General features: G+C 54.3%; 25 protein-coding genes. 20 read left to right on the top strand and 5 right to left on the bottom strand.

Going from position 1 to position 22490, the window contains the following annotated elements:
- Positions 1–32 precede the first annotated feature (32 nt).
- The 3 genes from xylB (at position 33) to ACKWMY_RS22935 (ending at position 3112) form a co-directional block, all read left to right on the top strand.
- The gene (gene xylB / locus ACKWMY_RS22925; RefSeq protein ID WP_409487115.1) at positions 33–1484 is read left to right on the top strand and encodes a xylulokinase; all 1452 of its coding nucleotides are present in this window, start codon (positions 33–35) and stop codon (positions 1482–1484) included.
- 156 nt (positions 1485–1640) lie between these two features.
- A complete protein-coding gene (locus ACKWMY_RS22930) occupies positions 1641–2192 on the top strand; it encodes an isochorismatase family protein (protein ID WP_065683450.1) in 552 nt (183 codons plus the stop codon).
- 2 nt (positions 2193–2194) lie between these two features.
- Complete coding sequence (locus ACKWMY_RS22935) at positions 2195–3112, top strand: GlxA family transcriptional regulator (RefSeq protein ID WP_409487116.1); 918 nt, start codon at positions 2195–2197, stop codon at positions 3110–3112.
- Here the strand turns inward: ACKWMY_RS22935 and ACKWMY_RS22940 are convergent.
- Positions 3109–4101, bottom strand: a complete 993-nt coding sequence (locus ACKWMY_RS22940) for an acyltransferase (RefSeq protein ID WP_074030875.1) — start codon at positions 4099–4101, stop codon at positions 3109–3111. The two genes, ACKWMY_RS22935 and ACKWMY_RS22940, sit on opposite strands and share 4 nt — an antisense overlap.
- Before the next feature lie 230 nt (positions 4102–4331).
- Between ACKWMY_RS22940 and ACKWMY_RS22945 the strand changes: the two genes are divergently transcribed.
- Complete coding sequence (locus tag ACKWMY_RS22945) at positions 4332–5576, top strand: MFS transporter (protein ID WP_024527312.1); 1245 nt, start codon at positions 4332–4334, stop codon at positions 5574–5576.
- Between the two features lie 45 nt (positions 5577–5621).
- Here the strand turns inward: ACKWMY_RS22945 and ACKWMY_RS22950 are convergent, their stop codons facing one another.
- The 4 genes from ACKWMY_RS22950 to ACKWMY_RS22965 all read right to left on the bottom strand — a co-directional run bounded on the left by ACKWMY_RS22950 (position 5622) and on the right by ACKWMY_RS22965 (position 11331).
- Positions 5622–7160 (bottom strand): aldehyde dehydrogenase family protein, encoded by a 1539-nt coding sequence (locus ACKWMY_RS22950; protein WP_065683447.1) that lies wholly within the window; start codon positions 7158–7160, stop codon positions 5622–5624.
- Positions 7161–7379: 219 nt separating this feature from the next.
- Entirely contained in the window at positions 7380–9221 is a 1842-nt protein-coding gene (selB, locus tag ACKWMY_RS22955; protein WP_409487117.1) for a selenocysteine-specific translation elongation factor, read from the bottom strand.
- Complete coding sequence (selA, locus tag ACKWMY_RS22960) at positions 9218–10609, bottom strand: L-seryl-tRNA(Sec) selenium transferase (protein WP_409487118.1); 1392 nt, start codon at positions 10607–10609, stop codon at positions 9218–9220. The genes selB and selA overlap by 4 nt, the downstream gene beginning before the upstream one ends.
- Positions 10610–10680: 71 nt before the next feature.
- A complete protein-coding gene (locus ACKWMY_RS22965; RefSeq protein WP_074030869.1) occupies positions 10681–11331 on the bottom strand; it encodes a DcrB-related protein in 651 nt (216 codons plus the stop codon).
- A 239-nt stretch (positions 11332–11570) separates the two neighbouring features.
- Here ACKWMY_RS22965 and ACKWMY_RS22970 point away from each other — a divergent pair, with 239 nt between their 5' ends.
- From ACKWMY_RS22970 to ACKWMY_RS23045, 16 genes are all read left to right on the top strand, one after another.
- Entirely contained in the window at positions 11571–12311 is a 741-nt protein-coding gene (locus ACKWMY_RS22970; protein ID WP_223500593.1) for an XRE family transcriptional regulator, read from the top strand.
- A 456-nt stretch (positions 12312–12767) separates the two neighbouring features.
- Entirely contained in the window at positions 12768–13310 is a 543-nt protein-coding gene (locus ACKWMY_RS22975; RefSeq protein ID WP_161713242.1) for a hypothetical protein, read from the top strand.
- A 3-nt stretch (positions 13311–13313) separates the two neighbouring features.
- Complete coding sequence (locus tag ACKWMY_RS22980; RefSeq protein ID WP_211136100.1) at positions 13314–14894, top strand: DUF3383 domain-containing protein; 1581 nt, start codon at positions 13314–13316, stop codon at positions 14892–14894.
- A 9-nt stretch (positions 14895–14903) separates the two neighbouring features.
- Positions 14904–15344, top strand: coding sequence for a DUF3277 family protein (locus ACKWMY_RS22985; protein ID WP_161713244.1), 441 nt, complete (start codon positions 14904–14906; stop codon positions 15342–15344).
- 2 nt (positions 15345–15346) lie between these two features.
- Positions 15347–15754: a phage tail assembly chaperone gene (locus ACKWMY_RS22990; protein WP_161713245.1), complete on the top strand. Its 408-nt coding sequence runs from the start codon at positions 15347–15349 to the stop codon at positions 15752–15754.
- An 11-nt stretch (positions 15755–15765) separates the two neighbouring features.
- The gene (locus tag ACKWMY_RS22995) at positions 15766–15942 is read left to right on the top strand and encodes a DUF6889 family protein (RefSeq protein WP_161713246.1); all 177 of its coding nucleotides are present in this window, start codon (positions 15766–15768) and stop codon (positions 15940–15942) included.
- Positions 15932–17722: a lytic transglycosylase domain-containing protein gene (locus tag ACKWMY_RS23000; protein ID WP_409487119.1), complete on the top strand. Its 1791-nt coding sequence runs from the start codon at positions 15932–15934 to the stop codon at positions 17720–17722. Before ACKWMY_RS22995 ends, ACKWMY_RS23000 begins: the two co-directional genes overlap by 11 nt.
- Positions 17722–18330, top strand: a complete 609-nt coding sequence (locus tag ACKWMY_RS23005) for a phage baseplate protein (RefSeq protein WP_409487120.1) — start codon at positions 17722–17724, stop codon at positions 18328–18330. Before ACKWMY_RS23000 ends, ACKWMY_RS23005 begins: the two co-directional genes overlap by 1 nt.
- The gene (locus tag ACKWMY_RS23010; RefSeq protein WP_253083100.1) at positions 18327–18638 is read left to right on the top strand and encodes a phage baseplate plug protein; all 312 of its coding nucleotides are present in this window, start codon (positions 18327–18329) and stop codon (positions 18636–18638) included. The genes ACKWMY_RS23005 and ACKWMY_RS23010 overlap by 4 nt, the downstream gene beginning before the upstream one ends.
- The gene (locus tag ACKWMY_RS23015; protein ID WP_253083099.1) at positions 18635–19723 is read left to right on the top strand and encodes a hypothetical protein; all 1089 of its coding nucleotides are present in this window, start codon (positions 18635–18637) and stop codon (positions 19721–19723) included. The genes ACKWMY_RS23010 and ACKWMY_RS23015 overlap by 4 nt, the downstream gene beginning before the upstream one ends.
- A 5-nt stretch (positions 19724–19728) precedes the next feature.
- A complete protein-coding gene (locus tag ACKWMY_RS23020) occupies positions 19729–20079 on the top strand; it encodes a hypothetical protein (RefSeq protein WP_253083126.1) in 351 nt (116 codons plus the stop codon).
- A 109-nt stretch (positions 20080–20188) separates the two neighbouring features.
- Complete coding sequence (locus ACKWMY_RS23025) at positions 20189–20536, top strand: hypothetical protein (protein WP_409487121.1); 348 nt, start codon at positions 20189–20191, stop codon at positions 20534–20536.
- A 128-nt stretch (positions 20537–20664) separates the two neighbouring features.
- Positions 20665–21012 carry a hypothetical protein gene (locus tag ACKWMY_RS23030; protein WP_409487122.1) on the top strand — a complete coding sequence of 116 codons (348 nt, stop codon included), beginning with the start codon at positions 20665–20667 and terminating at the stop codon, positions 21010–21012.
- Between the two features lie 204 nt (positions 21013–21216).
- A complete protein-coding gene (locus ACKWMY_RS23035; protein ID WP_161713251.1) occupies positions 21217–21561 on the top strand; it encodes a hypothetical protein in 345 nt (114 codons plus the stop codon).
- Positions 21562–21661: 100 nt separating this feature from the next.
- On the top strand, positions 21662–22009 hold the full coding sequence (locus tag ACKWMY_RS23040) for a hypothetical protein (protein ID WP_161713252.1): 348 nt from the start codon (positions 21662–21664) through the stop codon (positions 22007–22009).
- Positions 22010–22080: 71 nt separating this feature from the next.
- Positions 22081–22440 carry a hypothetical protein gene (locus ACKWMY_RS23045; RefSeq protein ID WP_161713253.1) on the top strand — a complete coding sequence of 120 codons (360 nt, stop codon included), beginning with the start codon at positions 22081–22083 and terminating at the stop codon, positions 22438–22440.
- The last annotated feature ends 50 nt before the right edge of the window (positions 22441–22490 follow it).

Consider the following 22490-nt stretch of genomic DNA (forward strand, 5'->3'; position numbering starts at 1 on the left):
TCATCTCATCGCGCTTCAAAGGATCCGTGCTCATGTATATTGGAATCGATCTCGGTACTTCCGGCGTGAAAGTCATTCTGCTAGGCGAGCAAGGCCAGCTGCTGGCCAGCCAGAGCGAACCACTGCCCATCTCGCGCCCCCATCCCCTATGGTCTGAACAAGACCCGCAAGATTGGTGGCAAGCCACCGACCGCGCCATGTTGGCATTAGCTAAACAGCATAGCCTGCAACAGGTCAAAGCCATTGGCCTGACCGGGCAAATGCATGGCGCAACGTTACTGGATAAACAGCAACGGGTATTGCGCCCCGCCATCCTGTGGAACGATGGCCGCAGCTTTGCGCAATGCCAGGCACTGGAACAAACCGTACCTAGCTCACGGGAAATCACCGGTAATCTGATGATGCCCGGCTTCACCGCCCCCAAGCTATTGTGGGTCAAAGAGCACGAACCACAGATTTTCCAGCAGATCGATAAGGTGTTATTGCCGAAGGATTACCTGCGCTGGTGCATCACCGGCGAGTTTGCCAGCGATATGTCCGATGCCGCAGGGACAATGTGGCTGAACGTCGCCAAACGTGACTGGAGCGATGCCATGCTTGATGCCTGCGAGCTGACGCGTGAGCAAATGCCTGCGCTGTTTGAGGGCAACCAGATCACCGGGCAAGTGCATAGCGAGCTGGCCCAACGCTGGGGGATGGCACCGGTGCCGGTGGTGGCTGGCGGGGGTGACAATGCCGCCGGAGCGATCGGCGTCGGGCTGTATCAGGCCGGGCAGGCGATGCTGTCGCTGGGAACCTCTGGCGTCTACTTCGCCGTCAGCGACGGCTTCCTCAGTAACCCGGCCAGCGCGGTACACAGCTTCTGCCATGCGCTGCCGCAGACCTGGCACCTGATGTCGGTGATGCTCAGCGCGGCGTCCTGCCTGGACTGGGCCTGCCAGTTAACTAATGTCGACAGCGTTGCCACCCTGCTGCGTAACGTTGAGCAGGCTGCTCCTGCTGAAACGCCGCTGTGGTTCTTGCCCTATCTTTCCGGCGAACGTACGCCACACAACAACCCGAATGCCAAAGGGGCCTTCTGGGGCTTCACTCATCAACATGGGCCGAACGATCTCGCACGAGCGGTGCTGGAAGGGGTGGGTTATGCACTGGCAGATGGCATGGACGTGCTGCATGCCAGCGGCCTGCAACCCACGGCTATCACCTTGATTGGCGGCGGCGCACGTAGCCCGTTCTGGCGCCAGATGCTGGCGGATATCAGCGGCCAGCGGCTGGAATACCGCACCGGTGGTGACGTTGGCCCGGCATTAGGTGCCGCGCGTCTGGCACAGATTGCGCTGAACCCTGGCGTGTCATTGAGCACCCTACTGCCCGAATTGCCGTTAGAGCAGGTGCATGAGCCTGATACCGAACGGCATCAATATTACACCGCCCAACGCAACACCTTCCGCGAGCTTTACCGCTGCCTGCAGCCGCTGATGTAACCCCTCCCTAACTGCACATAACCCCTCTCAATCGATGAGGGGTTTACCTCCCTTCAACGTTGGTCCGTTGTTGCCATCATGATGGCCGTTTTTGGCCTTCTTTCAGACTGACTGCTGGAACAGTATGGTGTTACACCAAATTGAGGAGGGCCGAAAATGTCACATAGCGCACTATTGATCATCGATGTTCAACAATCCTTTCAACACCGCCCGTTCTGGCAGGAAGACGATCTGCCTGCATTTCAACAGGCGCTGACACGCCTGATCGCGGGTTGCCAGCAACAAGGGGTGCCGCTGGTCGACGTGTTCCATGTCTCGCCTGAGGGGCCGTTCTCTTTGGCGTCTGGCCACGTGAAACGCCTGCCGTTTCTGAGCCATCAGGCTGACGTTACGGTGCAAAAGCGAGTACACAATGCGCTGACCGAATCTGGCCTGGATGCCTGGCTGCGTGAACGCCAGATCGACCATCTGATTATCAGCGGCATTCGCACCGAGCAATGCTGTGAAACCACCACCCGCGTCGCCTCGGATCTAGGCTATAAAGTGACGTTTGTGACCGAAGCGACGCTCACTTTCCCGATGCATCACCCGGACGGCAGCCTCTTTACCCCCGAGCAGCTAAAGCGGCATACTGAAACCGTGCTGGTCGACCGCTTTGCCACCATTGCCAGCGTCGATGAAGCATTGACACAACTTTCACAGGAATAATCATGCCCAAGGCCGTTTACTTTCTGATGCTCCCCAACGTGCTGTTACTGGATGTCAGCGGCCCGGCTGAGGTATTGCGGCTTACCGGGCAGTTCCAACTGCACTATGTCAGCCCGGTGCCGCAGATTACCTGTTCCATCGGCATGACGATCGGCCAGTTGGCCCCCTTACCGCAACAGTGGAACGAAGGGGATATTCTGGTGATACCGGGGGTGGCGGACTCAACGCATTACTTTGCTAGCGAGGAAGCGGCTCTGGCGCGCAATTGGCTCCGGGCCTTGCGCCCGGCTTTGGCCCAGCGGCAGATTGACCTGGTTTGCGTCTGTTCCGGTGCGCTATTGGCCGCCCAGGCAGGCTTGCTCGACGGCTATCACTGCACCACTCACCACGCCGTGCTCGACCGTCTGCGCCAGCAGGCACCGGCCGCGCAGGTGAAGGAAAACCGTATTTTCGTTGAGGATCGTGGGGTGTTTACCAGCGCGGGTATCACCGCCGGTATCGATCTGGCCCTGCACCTGGTCAATCAATACTGTGGGGCTGACCGCGCGTTGGAGATTGCCCGTGAGATGGTGGTTTATTTCCGCCGCTCCGGCGACGATCCACAGCTTTCCCCGTGGCTACGCTATCGCAATCATCTGCATCCTGCCGTGCACCGGGCGCAGGATGTCATGGCCACCGAGCCAGAGGCCGAATGGTCGGTCCCCCAGGTGGCGGAGAAAGCCCACGTCAGCAGCCGCCATCTGGCACGGCTGTTCCGCCTGCATATCGGCCTCAGCGTACGGGAATATCATGAACAGCTGCGGCTGGCGGTCGCACAGCAACGGCTGCAACAGGGCTACGGTCTGGAAAAAGCCGCGCTAACCGCAGGCTTCTCCTCTGGCCGCCAACTGCGGCGGGCACAGCAGCGCTGGCAGGCTTAAGACACCAGCCGCCGGGTATCCACTTTCTGTAACCCCATCGACAGCAGCAGGCTCACGCCAAGCGCCATGCCAAACACCCAGAAGATATCCAGCAGCGGATAAGCCGGAAACTCCCAGTGGCGGTTACGCATCACGTTAACGATCAGGGCGTGAAAACCGTAGATCGCCAGCGAGTGGCGGGAGATCACGCCTAGCCAACCGATTGGGTTCGGCAGGCAGTTTTTGCACCACACCAGCAGCGAGACCGCCGCCACAAACACCAAGGGGCCGGTGTACATATAAAACGTATCGGCAAAGCTGCCGTTGATAAACATCTGGCTTTTGGTGCCACGGATAATCAGTACCACGCTAGCGACAAAGCACAGCACTGCCAACAGGCTCATACCGCGCCGTTGGGTAGCCATCATGCCGATCGCTCGCCCTGCCAGGGCATACAGCAGGTAATAGAAGGTATCGCCATAGATGTACAGGTTCACCGGCAGCAGATGCACGTTATCCAGGGTCAGCTTGCTGGTATTAGGGTTGGCGATAATCGCCAGAATGACAATTACCCCGGCCAGATAGCGGCCAGAGACCGGTTTGACGCTGATCAGCGGCGAAAGCAGGTAGACCACCGCAATGGCGTAAAAGAACCACAGGTGATAAAACACCGGCTTTTGCAGGATGGCGCGTAACGAGGGCCAAAAGCCGATGCGGGTAAAACAGGCAATATAAATCAGGGCAATGGCGCTGTAGAACAAAATACAGCAGGTAATGCGGATAAAGTGTTTTTGGTTGGCACTGCGCTCCCCAAAAAACAGAAAGCCGGAAATCATAAAGAATAGCGGCACCGCAGCCCGTGAAATCGAGTTCAATACGTTAGCCATATCCCAGTTATGTTCACCCACAGCCACACCGTTAGCGACGTAGTAGGTGGTCGCGTGGATCATCACCACCATCATGCACGCCAGCGCACGCAAGTTATCTATCCAACCAATTTTATTGCTCATTGCTGCCCGTCAGTTGCCTATAATTCTGTCATAGAGAAATGTTAATAAGAGGTTATAGCTCAGGGGAGTGCAGCACAACGCTTAAACGCACTATTAAGAATGAGCCTCAAAATCACCTTATGATTGCCAAGGTGAACAATTGGCGGCAAAATAGCCGCCACAACTCGCTCAGTTTGCGCACCCCCGCCCTGACAGTTCCTTATTTCTTCTTTACTATCAGTAAAATAAAAATGAAAACATCATTACCCCCTGCGGCACTTTTAGGCCGACAGGCGCTTTTATTCCCACTTTGTCTGGTGCTGTTCGAATTTGCGACCTATATCGCCAACGATATGATCCAGCCCGGTATGCTGGCGGTCGTGGCCGACTTCAACGCCGGTGTGGAATGGGTGCCCACCTCAATGACCGCCTATCTGGCTGGCGGCATTTTCCTGCAGTGGCTGCTTGGCCCGCTGTCAGATCGCCGTGGCCGCCGCCCGGTGATGCTGGCCGGGGTGCTGTTCTTCATCGTCACCTGCCTGGCCATTCTGCTGGTCACCAATATCGAGCAGTTTATCGTGATGCGCTTCCTGCAAGGGATCGGCCTGTGCTTTATCGGCGCGGTGGGCTATGCCACCATTCAGGAGTCGTTTGAAGAGGCGACATGTATCAAAATCACCGCGCTGATGGCTAACGTGGCGTTGATCGCCCCGCTGCTGGGGCCGTTGGCCGGGGCCGCCTGGGTTCACGTAGCCTCCTGGCAGAGCATGTTTGTGCTGTTTGCCGCGCTGGCCGCCATTGCCTTTGTTGGTCTGTGGAAAGCCATGCCTGAAACCGCCACGCTACAAGGGGAAGCCTTCTCGGCGGCCAACCTGTGGCGGGACTATCGCCAGGTGCTGGTCAATCGGCGCTTTATCTGTGGTTCATTGGCTATCGGCTTTGCCAGCCTGCCGCTGTTGGCCTGGATTGCCCAGTCTCCGGTGATCCTGATTAAGGGTGAGTCGCTCTCGGCGCTGGACTATGGCCTGTTGCAGATCCCGGTGTTTGGCGCGCTGATCCTGGGCAACCTGACGCTGGCCCGCGTGACTGGCAAACTCAGTATTGAACGCCCGATCAAGCTGGGCGCATGGCCGATGCTACTGGGCCTGCTGCTCGCCGCGCTGGCCACGGTATTTTCCGCCCACGCCTATCTGTGGATGACCGCCGGGCTGAGCCTTTATGCTTACGGCATTGGTTTGGCGAACGCCGGTCTGTATCGCCTGACGCTGTTTTCCAGCAACGTGAGCAAAGGTGCCGTTTCGGCCGTGATGGGCATGCTGAGTATGTCGGTATTCACCATCGGGATCGAGCTGGCCAAGGTGGCCTATGTTTGGGGCGGTAACGGGTTATTTAGCCTGTTCAATCTGGTCAGCGGCCTGTGCTGGCTGATGCTGACGGCGCTGTTCCTCAGCAAACACCGTGGTGGCGCCACTCCCGCACCGAGTGCCACAGTGTAATGGTTAACCAGCCCTCTCCCTTTGGGTGAGGGCTGGCGTGAGGGTTTAGAACAGCCCCATCGGTTTCTCAGAGTAGCTCACCAGCAGGCACTTGGTCTGCTGATAGTGCTCCAACATCATCTTATGGGTTTCACGCCCGATCCCCGACTGTTTGTAGCCGCCGAACGCCGCATGTGCCGGGTAGGCATGGTAGCAGTTGGTCCAGACGCGGCCCGCCTGAATGTTGCGCCCCATCTGGTAAGCAATGTTACCGTTGCGGCTCCACACCCCGGCTCCCAGGCCAAAATCGGTATCATTAGCCAGCGCCAGCGCTTCATCCATGTCTTTGAAGGTGGTCACCGCCAGCACCGGGCCGAAAATCTCTTCCTGGAATACCCGCATGCTGTTCTTGCCGAACAGTATGGTGGGCTCCATGTAGTACCCTTGCGCCAACCCGCCATCCAGCGCCTTGCGTCGGCCACCGGTCAGCACCTTGGCCCCTTCCTGCTTGCCGATCTCGATGTAGTTAAGGATGGTCTTCATCTGCCCTTCGGAGACCTGCGCCCCCATTTGGGTGCTGGCGTCCAGCGGGTTGCCGCTACGGATGCTCTCCACCCGTTTGATCGCCCGCTCCATAAAGCGCTCGTAGATCGATTCCTGCACCAGCGCCCGGCTCGGGCAGGTACAGACTTCCCCCTGGTTAAAGGCAAACAGCGCAAAGCCTTCCAGCGCCTTGTCGAAGAACGAATCCTCTTTGTCCATCACGTCGGCAAAGAAGATGTTGGGTGACTTGCCGCCCAGTTCCAGCGTCACCGGAATGATGTTCTGGGTGGCGTAGCCCATGATTTGGCGGCCCACCTCGGTCGAACCGGTAAAGGCCACTTTGGCGATACGCTTGGAGGTCGCCAGATATTCCCCGATTTCACCGCCTGCGCCGTTGACCACGTTGATCACCCCTGGCGGCAGGATGTCCTGGATCAGTTCCATCAGCACCAGCACCGATAGTGGCGTCAGCTTGGCCGGTTTCAACACGATGCAGTTACCCGCCGCCAGCGCCGGAGCCATCTTCCAGCAGGCCATCAGCAGAGGGAAGTTCCACGGAATGATTTGTGCCACCACGCCCAGCGGTTCGTGGAAGTGATAGGCGACGGTTTCGGAGTCGATCTCGCTGATGCCGCCCTCTTGCGCTCGTACGCAGGCAGCAAAGTAGCGGAAATGGTCGATAGCTAACGGAACGTCGGCATTAACGGTTTCGCGGATCGGTTTGCCGTTATCCCAGGTTTCTGCCGCCGCCAGCAGATCGATATTCTGCTCCATGCGATCGGCGACCCGGTTAAGCAGGTTGGCGCGCGCCTGCACCGACATTTTCCCCCATGCCCCTTTGGCATCGTGGGCCGCATCCAGCGCCAACTCGATATCCTGGAAGGAAGAGCTGGCTACTTCGCACAGCGTCTGGCCGGTGATCGGCGTCAGGTTGGTGTAATACTCGCCCTGTACCGGCGCCACCCAGGCACCACCGATAAAGTTGTCGTAACGTTTTTTCAGTTTGAGAGGAAACCCGGTGTTTTCAGGCGTGAGGTGACTTGCCGTAGTGGTATTCGCCATTTGTATCTCCTTTTAACGAGGCTGCAACCTTACCGCCCGCAGACGGTAAGCAGGTTCACGGCACCATGGCCGCAGATCCAGTGATCAAACTTAAGAAGCGGTGAACTATCTCTAGCCGGAATGATAGGGGTTTATGAGGAGAAATGGCGAAACAATGCTCAAACGCATGAGGGGTGTCACAATCTTTTAAACTGGGTGCAACAATATGCACCCATAATTTCAACCGCCAAACAGCCCGCGATCCCGCAGCAGATGCTGGTTCCCCTTACGCCGGGTAAAGCCGCTGCGATCGAAGAATTCCAGCACCTGGATCGCCAGCTTGCGGCCAACCCCCAGCCGATCGCGGAAATCACCGGCATTGGTGCTGCCTTGCGTGGCGTCCAGCTCGCGGATCATCGCGGCAAACTGTTCGATACGCTGGCTGAGGTAGTAGCGATCGACCACCACGGCGGTGACGTAGCCAAGCTGTGCCGCTTTGCGCAACGCGGCGCGAACGCTGTTTTCCTCTTCGCCCAACGAGGCGGCCAGATCGCGCACCCACCAGGGCTCTTCACCAAACAGCGGCTCAATGCGGCTCCACAGCGCCTGTTGCTCGCTGCTGAATGCCAAACCGTGGTCTGGCAAATGCAGCCAGCCGCGCGTATTACGCAGCAAACCCGCCGCCAGCAGCCGATCGATCATCATAAATACCAGCGGCTCATGCAGCGCCGGTAACGCCATACGGCGCAGACGAGCGCGCCCCAAGCCAAGCTGATCGGCATGTTGCTGATGGTATTCGGCCAACACCTGTAACAGGCGCTGCTCATGCGCCTGCACATTGGCCGGGGCCAACGCCATCTCGCCAGAGATCATCAGGGCATAACCCGCCAGCAGTTCCTGCAGGCCCTCATCCGTCAGTTGTCGCGCCCAGGCAAACGCGGCCAAATCCAGTGCGCCACCCGGCAAACGCAAATCCAGCACCTGCCCATCGCTGGATGCCTGAGCCAGCGCGGCCAGCCAGGCCAGATACTCCGGCTGACGTTTACCCCGTTTCGGCGAGGAGAGCCCCAGCACGCGGGCAGCCCCCAACGTTTGGCGTGCGCTGATATCACGCAGCACCAGCCGATCGTTTTCCACCAGCCACAGCGGGCGATCGAGGATCAGCTCCGCCAGGTTGTCGGCCAGCAACGCAATGCGCCCGGTGATATGGCTGGCAGCATGGTGAATATGCAGCGACTGCCAGTGCTGGATCAGCGCGTCGGCCTCTATCGCCACCAGAATACGTTCTGCCGCCGCTGGCGGTTGTTGCGCCAACAGCCAGTCGCCGCGCGTTAGCTGATCTTTGCTGACGTCACCGCTGATATTCAGCGCAATGCGCTGTCCGGCAACCGCCTGTTCTGCCGCCTGATTCTGCGCATGCATGCCGCGCACCCGTACCGGCACATCCGCACCGGTCAGCCATAGCGTATCACCTACCGCCACACTGCCGCCCAGTGCCGTCCCTGTCACCACCAGCCCTGCACCCTTGACGCTGAAGGCGCGATCCACCGCCAAACGAAAACGGCGTGATAGTAAGTGCTCACCGGGTTGCAACATCAACAGATGCTGGCGCAGCTCATCAATACCTTCCCCCATGGCCGCCGCAGTAACAAATACTGGCACATCATGCCAGCCCTGCTGTGCCAATTCGGCCAACACCTGGGTTTGCACTTCAGTGACTCGTGCAGGTTCCACACGGTCGGCTTTGGTTAGCGCCACCGTCAACTGCGCTCTACCGCTCAGGCGCAGGATCGCCAAGTGCTCGCGGGTTTGTGCCATTACGCCATCGTCGCAGGCCACCACCAGCAGCGCATGGTCGATGCCGCCAATGCCCGCCAGCATATTAGCGAGGAATTTTTCATGGCCGGGAACGTCGATAAACCCCAGCACGCGGCCATCTGGCTGCGGCCAATAGGCATAGCCAAGATCGATGGTCATGCCACGGCGTTGTTCCTCCGGCAGGCGATCGGCATTGATGCCGGTGATCGCCTGTAGCAGGGTGGTTTTGCCGTGGTCGACATGGCCAGCGGTGGCAATAATCATGCGCTCAGCGCCTCAACCAGTGCGCCCTCCTGTTCCAGGCAACGCAGATCGAGCCACAGCTTGCCGTCGTTGATACGGCCAATGACCGGCTGCGGCAAACCGCGCCACTGCTGGGCCAAACCTTCTAGCGTAGCGCCTCGTCCATCAAGTGGGGCAAAGGTCAACGCGTAGCTCGGCAGACGATCTACCGGCAACGAACCGCTGCCAATCTGTGACCAGCATGGCTCGCTGCGCAACTCGAAGCGGCCAGCAAACCGCGGAGCCAACTGGCTTTGCAAACGTTCGGCAGTTTCCTGCATCTGTTGCTGTGGACGGGTTAGTAAGCGCAAGGTAGGCAAGTGTTCTGCCAGTAGCTCAGGCTGTTGATACAACCGCAGCGTGGCTTCCAGCGCCGCCAGCGTGATTTTGCCTACGCGCAGGGCGCGCTTGAGTGGGTGCTGTTGCAGACGGGCGATGAGATCTTTTTTACCGACGATAATCCCGGCCTGTGGCCCGCCCAGCAGTTTATCACCGGAGAAGGTCACCAGATCGACACCTGCGGCAATCAGGCGTTGCGGCATCGGTTCGGCGGGCAAGCCGTATTGCGCCATGTCGATCAGCGAGCCACTGCCCAAATCGGTCGCCACAGGAATACCGTGTTCATGGCCCAACACTGCCAGTTCGCTTTCATCGACCGCAGCGGTAAACCCTTGAATACTGTAATTACTGGTGTGTACCTTCATCAACAGGCCGGTTTGCTCGTTGATGGCAGCACGATAATCTTTCAGATGTGTACGGTTGGTGGTGCCGACCTCCACCAGTTGGCAGCCCGCCTGGCGCATAACGTCCGGGATGCGGAACGCGCCGCCAATCTCCACCAGCTCGCCACGTGATACCACCACCTGCTGGCCCGGAGCCACTGCCGCCAGCATCAATAGCACCGCCGCCGCGTTATTGTTGACGATACAGGCATCTTCCGCCCCGGTGAGCTGGCAGAGCAAGTCCGCGATGGCCCGATCGCGATGCCCACGGCCTGCGCCATCCAAATCGTATTCCAGCGTCACGGCACTGCTCATGGCATTGACCACCGCATCAACCGCCGGTTGCGCCAACAGCGCTCGCCCCAGATTGGTGTGCAAAACGGTGCCGCTGAGGTTAAACACGGGTTGCAACGCCGGGCGCTGTTGCTGCTCCAAGCGGGCATGTAGCGCCTGCGGCCAGTCCTGACACCAGGTGGGCAACTGTTGCTGCGTCTTGATGGCTTCACGCGCCTGCGCCTGCATCTGGCGCAACAGTTCACTGATGAGCGTCTGGCCATGTTTGGCGACGGCGGTTTCAATCGCAGGGTCGCGCAGCAGGCGGTCGATAGCAGGTAACTGGCTGTATAGGTGCTGGGATTCAGTGCTCATGGTCACTCGATTTTTCAGTGTCCGGTTATCGGCAAACTGGCTTATTGGCGTGCCGAGCTAAACCAGTCAGGTTATTTAACCTGCATGGTATCAATAATTCGCTGTACCAGGGCATGATGTAGATCCGGTGTTTTAGCTGGCGTTAACAGCTGCAACGTCACGACCCGTTTATTGAACACCGTCAACACGATGGTGGAAACCAGTTTTTGCCCGTTGACCGTCTGTTCGGTATCCAGGCGATGGAACTTCTGCTTGCCGACGGTGAAATTCTCTTCTTTGGTTTTCTTGATGTTCTGATAGCGGTCGGACAGTTCGGTAATGATACTTTGCGTCAGCTCTTTGAGCATCGCATCGCTGGTATTGATCTTCATGTCTGCTGGCGGGATCACTTCCGAAGCGACGGTGCGCTGGCGCGATTTGCTGTCGAGGAACAGCTGAATGGTCGACTTGTCGTCGTTGATGATGCCGCTCAGCTTGGTCTGATCGCTGAAACCCGGCGGCAGTTCAAAGGTGATTTGGCCTTTTTGCAGCGAGACGTTCAGGCCGGGGGCGGGCTTGGGTTCTTCCACCGGTGGCGCTGGGGCTGGCGTTACGGGTTGTGTCACAACCGGTTTTGGCGCGGGGGCGGGGACTTCCGGCTTTTTGCTGTCCTGGTTATCGCAGGCTACCAGCCCGGTAAGCAGCACGGCCAGCGCCGCGCCTTTGGCAAGGGTCTTCAACATCATGTCTTCCTTTCGCGTTACGCGTCTTGACGTAACGGTAGCAACTCGCTTCCCGGTTTGCCAGATGTCTATTCTGATATTGGCGGTAATCCATGGGCAGGTTCAGCTGAGGGAATAGGCTACTCTTCATACAGGTTAGTGCTCATTTGGCCGTAACAATCCGCTTGATAACGCATAATGCTTCATTAATGTGCGCAACCTATCTTGCGTATCACGCACATTAATGAAAAAATCGCCGGATGGAAACCGAAAAAAAACTCCCCAAAGAAATCGATCCCACCGTGGGTCGTAACATCAGGCACCTTCGACTTAAGAAGGGGCTAAACATTGCCGATCTCGCTAACGCGGTGAGCAGTGATGTAGGCAATATTTCACGCCTTGAGAGGGCTAAGCAGGGCTATAGCGATGAAATGATCAGAAAGATTGCTGATTTCTTTGGCTGCCCGGTTGCCGACCTGTTTAAGGCCGATCTCCCCTTCGGGCACGCATCAATAGAGTCTGATGTGCAGCCCACCAGGCTAAAAGCGACAGTATGGGAAGATGGGGAACAAGACAACGAAGAGTTTGTAGAAATACCGCTGATCGATGTTCATTTCTCTGCAGGCAGCGGATGTATGGAGCTGACTGAAGAAGAAGAGTTTGCCCTGATTTTTCGCCGCTACTATCTACACAAGCTGGGCATTTCAACCACGGCAGCAAAACTCGTTCGTGTGATCGGCAACAGCATGGAGCCACGTCTGGCCGATGGCGACGTTGTAGGAATAAACACCGACGACACCAGGATCAGGGATGGCAAAGCCTATGGCATACGCCATGGCGATTTATTACGCGTTAAATACCTGATAGAACAGCCCGATGGCGGTGTAGTGATCCGTTCGATGAACCGCGAAGAATTTGCTGACGAACAGCTCTCATATCAGCAAAGAAAAGAACAGCTAGTGATCCTTGGCCGCGTTTTCTGGTCATCTTCCACCTGGTAATCCCTTTTTAGTCCCCCATAATCCTACTCACTTAACCCAGCAAGGTCTCTTGCTGGGTTTTGTCCGTTATACGACACCGAGTGTAGACCCTACATCCAATCAAAAACCCACGCATAAAATCACGCAAAAATAGTTCATCAAACATTTCAATACGTTAGATAAATGCGCATCAAACCTCGCAAATATGCATTTGACGCATTTGCGTATAATGCATATACTGTATGCATAAACAGTACTTCTGGTAGGAAACCACACAGGCAGACGCATCGGGTGAGCGACGTAATCACCCACCGACCCCGAACAGGGACCGATCGGTAAGCTCTTTATGGAAAAACTGTTTTAAACAGCCACCGTCAATACGAAATGGCAAAGGCAAAAACGTGCAGATGGGTCAACAACCCCTTTGCACCCTCTGCATTTAGTGTCAATTGCTGCCATTCGGCGGAGGGAAAATGAATGAATAACAGCTCTGAACCCGGCTATTTGACCCCGCGGCAGTCACTCCAACCGGATGATCTGGCGTTGGAGCAATTACTGAGCCGGTGGGTATGCGGCGTTTCAGGGTTACCGCCCGAGTCGGTACTTTTACGTTGGCAACCTGATCAACCTCCCCAGCCCGCCACCAATGTGGATTGGTGCGATCTGGGGGTGATGACGCTGACTACCGATAACGCCCCAGCCTTGGTCAATCAATCTGATGACAGCCTCGAACTCTGGCGGCACGACGGCGTGGAAGTGGAGATCAGCTTTTATGGTCCTAATGGTCAGCGCTTTGCACGCTTGTTCCGCGACGGCCTGGCCCTCCCGCAAAACAATGTCGAACTGAACGCTGCGGGCCTGTCATGTGAGTCCTACGGCCCTGTTGTATCGGCCCCCAAGCTGGTCAATGACCAGTGGTTACGCCGCTACGACCTGCAAGTCCAGTTGAACCGCAAAGAAATCCGCGAATACGGCGTTAAATCGCTGGTGGCCGCGCCTGTTAAATTTTTTGGAGAATAAAACATGTCACTACAGGGATTACCCGTATCCAATATTGTCAATGCGACAATCAATATGAGCGCCCGTGCCGCGCAGTCGCGTAACTTTGGGGCATTGTTGGTGGTCGGTTCCTCACCGGTGATCGATGCTGGTGAACGGATCCGCGCCTACAGCGATATTTCGGGGGTGGCCGCCGACTTCGGCATGAACACGCCGGAGTATGCCGCCGCCAACTTGTACTATCAGCAATCGCCACGTCCGGTCACGCTCTATATTGCGCGCTGGTTGGAGTCTGACACGGCTGCCGTGCTACGCGGGGCCCAGTTTACCGCAGAACAAAAAGCCCTCAGCCGTTTTACCGCGGTAAAAAATGGGGCGATGAAAATCACCATTGACGGCACCGCCAAAACGCTGAGCGCACTCGACTTTTCGGCAGAAACCAACCTCAACGGGGTCGCAGCCAAACTGAGTACTGCGCTGGCTACGGCTACAGTGACCTGGAACGGCAACCGGTTTATGGTGACATCAAAGACCAATACCGCCGCATCCGCTGTCACCTTTGCTACCCCTGGCACTGCCGGAACCGATTTATCCGAATTACTGGGCCTGACGCAAGATACCGGGGCACGATTGATCCCCCGCCAAGAGAAAGAAACTATTCAGGCCTGTATCGCTGAACTGGCAAACCTCTCTACCGCCTGGTACGGCCTGGTTATCGCGGATAGCGACCTGAGTGATGATGATGTGCTGGCCGTAGCCGCATTTATCGAGGCTGATGGCGTATCACGCATCTATGGCCATACTCTGCTGGATCCCGCAGGGCTGGAAGCCTATCTACTCACCGAGCGCAGCCTGGTTATCCAGTCAGAAGATGAGAATGGTCTACTGGTAGAACCTACCGGCGCTGGCACCCCAGCCAATCTCTCAGCCTTTAGCGCCGACGCTGACATTATCAGTAAGCTGAAAGCAGCCAAGTTTTCGCGCACCTTGGTGCAATATTCCAGTACCACCCCTTATGCTGCCGCTTCGCTGTTTGGCCGCGCCTTCAGCGTCAATTTTAACGGCAACAACACCACCATCACCCTGAAGTTTAAGCAGCAGCCGGGCATCGCAGCCGAGACATTAACTCAAACGCAGGCAAACGCTCTGTCCGCGAAAAACTGCAACGTATTTGTGAACTACAACAATGATACGGCCATTATCCAACCAGGGGTGATGTGTAACGGCGACTTTATCGATGAGCGCCACGGGCTGGACTGGTTGCAGAACTTTGTCCAGAACAACCTGTTCAACCTGCTGTACACCAGCACCAGCAAGATCCCACAGACAGACTCCGGTGTGACCCGTTTGCTGACCAACGTAGAGGCCTCACTGGCACAGGCCGCCAATAACGGCTTGGTGGCACCAGGCGTCTGGAATGGTGGCGCGGTGGGTATTGTGCAACCTGGGGATACCCTGACAAAAGGTTACTACACCTATGCAACCCCAATCGCCGAGCAGGCACAAGCCGATCGTGAAAAACGTCTCGCCCCAGTGATCCAATGTGCGATCAAGCTGGCTGGCGCAGTGCATTTTGCCGATGTGATCATCAATGTAAATCGCTAAGGAGCGAACATGTCTACTTACAGCTTTATTGACGTATCGGCCAGCCTGGTTGGCCCAACAGGCGTTATCGACCTCGGTTATGGCTCAGCCACCTCAGATGAGGGGATCACCATTTCAATGGCGGAGGCCAAAAATACCATGACCTCCGGTGCTGATGGCGAGGTTATGCACAGCCTACATGCGGGTAAGAGCGGCACGCTCACGGTCACCTTGCTCAAAACCTCACCCACCAACAAAAAGCTCTCTCTGGCCTATAACGCACAGAGTCAGTCGTCGGCATTATGGGGCAATAACGTGATCACGGTACGCAACAGCGCCTCTGGTGATACCACGGTAGCCCGCAGTGTCGCATTCCAGAAACAGCCCGATCACGCCAATGCCAAGGTGGGTAATACCGTTGCCTGGGTATTCGACTGCGGCAAGATTGATCAACTGCTTGGGGAGTTTTAACGGTGGAGTTTGAACTGAAAGAACATCACTACCGGGTAGCGAAAATGGACGTTTTCACCCAGTTCCGCTTATCCCGTAAGCTCCTCCCTATGTTGATGGGCGTGGTGGGGGATCCTCAGGGCGCAAAAAGCGGCAGCACCAGCATGGAGAGCCTACTACCCAAAATGGCAGAGGTGATTTCAAGCATGAGCGACGAGGACTGTAACGCCGTGATTTATCCTTGCCTATCTGTCGTCTCACGCCAGAACGGCAAAACATGGTCGCCGGTGTTCTCACAGGACGTGCTGATGTTTGACGATATCGACATGATGGACATGTTGCAAATTGTCGGCCGCGTCGTGGGGGATGCGCTGGGGAGTTTTTTGCCTACAACCCGCGCCAACGAGATGGACATCCTGCCAGTGGGTTAACCCTGGATGTCTTGACCGGTGGTGAAGACTGGATCCTACGCCCGGTTGATGCCGGGCTTATCCCCTATACCGCCCTCAAAGACGGTGCCGTTGATCTGGGCGATATCGCCCTGATGAACGACTACCTCGATCTCAAAGCAGATAACGCGGCGCGGATTGATAAATGGAGAAACGATCATGAATCCTGATGCGATGCGGGGTTTGTTAATCGGCTTTGATGAAACGACGAGCACCCGCGTGACACAAAGGCTGGAAGATATGACCCAGCAAGTCAGGCAGTTGGAAACGGTCATGAGTTCTTATGATATGCATGATCTTTTCCTCAACCCTGACTTTGCTGTGGATCAGACGGGGGCAACCCGCCTGGTCCAAACGGTGCAAGACATCACGGATAAAGCCGTGAAAATGGGGGCTGCGGTACAAACCATAGCCCTTGAGGTGGTAGCTTTCACGGTCAAAATAGCCAGCAATCTGGATCAACTCTATTTCGCCGCCCAACGTACCGGCGGCAAGGTAGAGGGGATTGAGAGCATCAATTATGCAGCCTCACAGGTTGGCGCATCCGCGCCAGCCGCACAGGATTCACTGGCAAATTTCACGCGTTTTTTGCAGCACTCACCCGATGCGGAAGGCTATCTGCAACGCCTCGGGGTACAAACGCGTGATGCGCAACAGCTCCCACTCAGCCCGGAAAATGTGTTCATCAGGTTAGCCAATCGTCTGAGTCAGATGCCCGTGGACCGCGCCAATCAGCATGCTCAGGAAACCGGTATCAATGAAGATACTATGCTGGCCATGCGTAATGGTTTGGGGCAATACAGTACCAGGTACAACGAGATGGCAAAAGCCATCGGCTATAACGCCGAGCACTCCGCGCACCAAGCCAACCAGTTTATGACCGCAATACGCGATTTGACCACGCAGTACGGCATGGCGCAAAACAAAATCGGGGGTGAACTTGCCGGTGGCCTGGCTGTGGAGGTTGAGCGGTTCCGGCGCGGTATTATTGATCACTGGCCACAGATTGAAAAAATCCTTGATAGGCTAACCAAAGGCATACTGTGGCTGGCCCATAACATCAGGATCCTGGTCATGCATGCCATCGATGGCATCAGCTCACTGATAGATTGGTGGGAAAAGCTGGATGATGGCACCCAAAAGATGCTTGCCGGTGCTGGTGCACTGCTGGTGGCCTGGCGGCTGTTGAACGTCGCGTTTATGACCACGCCTTTGGGGATGATCCTGGCACTCGCCGCTGGATTACTGGTGCTGGTGCAGGATTTTCAAGCCTGGCAAGAAGGGAGCGAAAGCCTGATTGATTGGGGAAGATGGGAACCTCAAATCAATTACGCCAAGAAGGGCCTGAAAGAGATCGGCGAGAGTTTCATCCCCGTAGCGGACAATGCCGGTGAATTGTTGAAGGCGGTAGGCGATCTGGTGGTAAAACTTGGCGAGATGGCAGGGATCGACCTGAGTAAAATTTCGCTAAGATCGATTTCTGACGGGATTATTGACAGCATCAAAACGGCAAACGCGCTGCTTGCAGCCTTAATACACTCGCTCACGTTACTGGTAAAAGGTGATTTTGACGGAGCCTTCAAGTCGCTGAAAGATATTGTGCTCGATGATAAACTTTTGGGTTTCGCACCTAGCGAAAAATTGGGGAAATTTGTTACTGATAAATTGCTTGACCAGATAAATAATATTGAATTGCCCTCTTGGCTCCCCTTGCCATCAGTGGAATCAATGCAAGAAATATATCATCGGATTGGGGAAACCATGACCCCTTACAATAACGGAATGATGTTCGGCGCAGGGCGATGGAATACCGGGCCTGCTGTTAATCAAAAAACATATATTACCGTTAACGGTTCCAGCAGCCCGCAGGAAACGGCATTTTCCATCGCCGATCGGCAGGTTGATGTCAATGCCCGGCTGACGCATCAAATGCAAAGGGGTATAAGCTAATGGATATGCTATCGGTTTTATTTTCGCAGCAAAAACGGCGCATTGGTGCCATCGTGCCAAGCGTCGTCATTTCTGAACGTCACTCCGATGTGCTGGAAATCACCGAGCATCCCGTGGAACAAGGGGCGCCGATTAACGATCACGCCTTTAAACGGCCGGCTGAAGTCACCATGGCGCTGGGCTTTGCCGGTGGCGGATCGCTGCTGGACGTGGCAGACACCACCAGAATGTTTGATATGAACACCGGGCTATCCATGGGCACCTCCCCACGTGACATCTATCAGCAACTGCTCAAACTGCAAAATGACCGCCAACCTTTCGATGTGACCACCGGCAAGCGGCACTATAAAAATATGCTGCTACGCTCTCTTGATGTCACCACGGATAATCACAGCGAAAACGTGCTGATGTGCGTATTAACCCTGCGGGAAGTCATTATCTCACAAACGTACGCCATTGCGGCTGCCCACAAAGAGAATATGGCGGCAGGGGTTAGCACATCCCCGGTGCACAACACAGGGATGAAAGCACCTGTTCCGGCAAATAAAGCCTTGGTTCGTGATGCCATCAGTAAAAACCAGGGCGCGTTACAAGGTGGTGTCAGATGAATATACAGGAAATTCCACTCACCCCGATCAACCAGCAATTTAGCATCTCGCTGGGTGGGCAACTATTGAATATGCAAATTAACTGGCGTGATGACGCCGGATGGATATTGACCTTGCTAGACAGCGCCGGGGGGATACTGGCTAATGGTATCCCCTTGGTTCCCGAAGTTGATCTGCTGGAACAGTATGCGCACCTGGGCATTAACGGCTCCTTGTGGGTGGTTAACGACATCGCCGCAGGCGAATACCCGACCAAAACCGATCTTGGTGTGACTAGCCATTTATATTTTGTGCAGGGGGAACCATGAGACAAAACTGGATACGCCACTTCGAGCTACAGTTGCTGAATAATAATGGCGTGGGCGTTAATCTGTCGGAGTTCAAGGTTACCTTCAAGATTGAATGGCATGATATTAATCAGCCCCGCATCGCGACCTATATTAAGATATATAACCTATCGTCGGATACCACCAACAATATTATCGGCAACGAATATTCGAAGATCCGCATTATCGCAGGCTATAGCGGCATTGCACCAGATGTTGACGCTAGCCAGGTGGGGGTGATCCGGCCAGTGGACCCAACCCAAAGCGGGCAACGGGATGGGCAAAACTTCGGGATGATATTCAGCGGTGACATTCGTTTTGCCATTACCGGCAGGGATAATCCGACCGATACCTTTGTGCTAATCCAGGCGATCGATGGGCATAACGCCTTTATCAACTCAACCATCAGCCTAACGCTGGCCGCAGGCTACACGCTGGAAGATGAGTACAATATTCTGGTAAACAACCTCGCACCGTTCGGTATTGTTTCCGGCTTCAGGCCCGTTTTTCCTCTGTCACGCTCGCCACGTGGCCGGGTATTCCACGGCATGACGCGGGACTACCTGGATAATATTGCCTACCAGTGCAAGGCAAGCTGGCAGTTTGTCGATGGCCGCCTGGATATGGTGCCAAAAGATCAGGCTGCCCATCCGGCCATTGTGCTTAATAGCAAAAACGGCCTGATAGGGATGCCGCAGCAGACTATGGGGACAGGGGTAAACGTGCGTTGCCTGATTAACCCGAATATCCGGCTTAACGGGTTAATTCAGCTCGATCAGGCCTCGATCTATCGCATCGAACTGCCTGAAGATGCGATCCGAGCCGCCAAGAACAAGATCGGCTCCGTCGAAACGAACGGTATTATTACCACAGAGATCCCAACCACAAACTCAGACTCAAACGCGGAAAATCGCCCCGCTAGCCTTGCCACCGATGGGGTCTATATAGTACGGTCTATCACCATAACAGGAGACACGCGCGGCCAGGCGTGGTATATGGATATGATGTGTCAGGCGCGTGGGGTTGATGATTTAAAATCGAAATCATTATTTAGGAGAACAAATTGAAAATTATGAATTTGTATATATTCGTGCTGTTAGCAACTTTGTCGACCATAGCTCATAACGCAAGTGCTGATTTTCAATGCGCGGGATGGAAATTGACAGGTAATGATGATGGCTGGGTTCGTGTTAATGGTGAAAAGGTAACATCACAAAAAGTGACGTACCTTGGAAAAAACGGCGACGAAGCAAACACTAAATATAGCATGGCCCTTACGCCCTCCCGTGATGGCAATATGTATGGTTTTGAGTTTATCAAACATGATGGCAAAGTGTGGCTCAACGTTGAGCTACTCCGCGCCAGCATGAACGCTCCGAGAATTATCGGCACCTTCGACTGCGTAAAGACTAAATACGATTAGAATATTGTTTTCCCTTTTTATAAAGAGATACACAGACCAGGCTTGGTATGTGTGATGCGCATGGAGCCTCTGATTTTTCTTCCGAAGAAGGGAGACAAAGGAACGCTTAATGAATTTACGTGTGATTATCATTTCGTCACTGCTACTGGGGTTCAATTTACCTGCGTTTGGTGCCCTACAATGTGGCGGGTTCAAACTTGACATAAGCGCTGATGGATGGACTTCAGTTAACGGTGAAAGGGTAACATCGCAAAAGATAACGTTTTTAGATAAAAAAGGTGATTGGGATAACATTCAAACAGATATGGGTCTTATGCCTGCTCGTGATGGAAATATGTATGGTTTCCAATATATTAATCGGGATGGAAAAAAGTGGCTCAACGTTCAGCTACTTCGCGCCAGCATGAACGCTCCGCGAATTATCGGAACGTTCGACTGTATAAAAATTAAAGACTGATGCTAATATAAGCTGGTTATCTCCTAACTCAGCAGACACACGCGGCCTGGTATATGGATAAGATGTGTAAGACACATGGAGCGTAGGATATGAAGGAAAACACATCGTTGAACAAGACATTCTGGACGATGAAATTCATGGCATTTCTTTTCGCTATTTTAGTGCTTCCAGTAGCAGTATATGCCGACTCTCAATGTGGACCTTATCGTCTAGGAACCAGTCCGGCTAATGACGGATGGGCGAGAATAAACGGAGTAAAACCTGAGAGTCAGAAAGTCATTTTTCTTAAACAAAAGGACGATTACGACAACATCAAAATGGTGTGGACCATGGCAACCACACAGCCAGGGCTATGGATTGGTATGGAATACATAAAACGTGATGGTAAGGCAATTCTGAACACTCAGCAGGTCCGCGCCAGCATGGACGCCCCAAAGATTTTTGGAACGTATGACTGCGTAAAAATTAAAAACTAAGCGAGATCAACTCGTTTATATCGAATCGTTCTGCCTAACAGGACGATTCGAGTCGCCAAGAACAAGATAGGTTTCGTCGAAATGGGTAGCATTATCAATATAATAAGTGACATACGCGATTAGGCTTGGTATATGGATATGATGTGTGAGGCGCGTGGAGCGGAGAATTTACTGGATAACGCAACAAAAAATAGGACGGCTTAAATGTTGAAGATGGTGGTACCTCTTGCTTTGATATTTATTTCTTCTTCGTGTCTAGCTGATACTCAATGTGGACCATTTTTGATTACTCCGGGGCCTGACGATGGTTGGTTTCGTGTGAATAATGCAAAACCAGAATCTCAGAAAGTTACCTTTCTGAAAGCAAAAGAAGATTACGACAACATCAAAATAGCGTGGACCATGGCAACCACTCAGCCAGGGCTATGGCTTGGTATGGAATATATAAAACGTGATGGTCAGGCAATTCTTAACACTCAGCAACTCCGCGCCAGCATGGACGCCCCGCGGGTGTTTGCCACATACGACTGCATAAGAATTAAAAACTAAGCGAGATCGAATCGTTCTGCCTAACAGAGCGATTCTGGCTACCAAAAACAAGATCGGTTCCATCGAAATGATATGTGAAATTTCATTGAGATTTAGAAAAATGTTTAAACTTTTGATTGTGCTTTTTTACTCACTTTTATCCACACAGCTCTTGGCAAAAACAGTTTGTGGGCCATATACCTTGGATGCGGTAACAGTTAATGATGGATGGGTCAGGATCAATGGAGCAAAAGCTGAATCTCAGAAAATCACCTTCCTCAAGCAAAAGGAAGATTATGACAACATCAAAATGGAATGGAGCCTGGCAACCACTCAGCCGGGGCTATGGATTGGTATGGAATACATAAAACGTGATGGCAAGGCATTTCTGAACACTCAGCAGCTCCGCGCCAGCATGGACGTCCCTCGGGTGTTTGCAACATATGACTGCATACGAATTAGAGATTAGAAGTGTAAGGCTCGTGGCTTGACGGATTCACTAAATAACAGCGCGCGTGATAGATACGCACCGGCTTGATGATGAATAAGATAATTCTCATATTTTTATGCCTGTGGTTGCTCCCCTCACATTTTGTTTCAGCGGCAGTTACCAAGTGTGGGGATTTCACGCTTATTCCTGATGATGACGGATGGATGCGTATCAATGGAGTCAAACCCGAAAGCCAGAAAGTCACCTTCCTGAAGCAGAAGGAAGATTATAGGAATATCAAGATTGAATGGACCATGGCAACCACTCAGCCAGGGTTATGGATTGGTATGGAATATATAAAACGTGATGGTAAGGCAATTCTGAACACTCAGCAGCTCCGCGCCAGCATGGACGCCCCAAAGATTTTTGGAACATACGACTGCGTAAGAATTAAAGACTCAGCGAGATAACCCGTTTGGTTTAACTCTCGGCGCTTAAAAAATAATGCTGACCCGGCCAT

This window comes from Serratia sp. J2 (genome assembly GCF_046269175.1).
Classification (GTDB): domain Bacteria; phylum Pseudomonadota; class Gammaproteobacteria; order Enterobacterales; family Enterobacteriaceae; genus Chania; species Chania fonticola_C.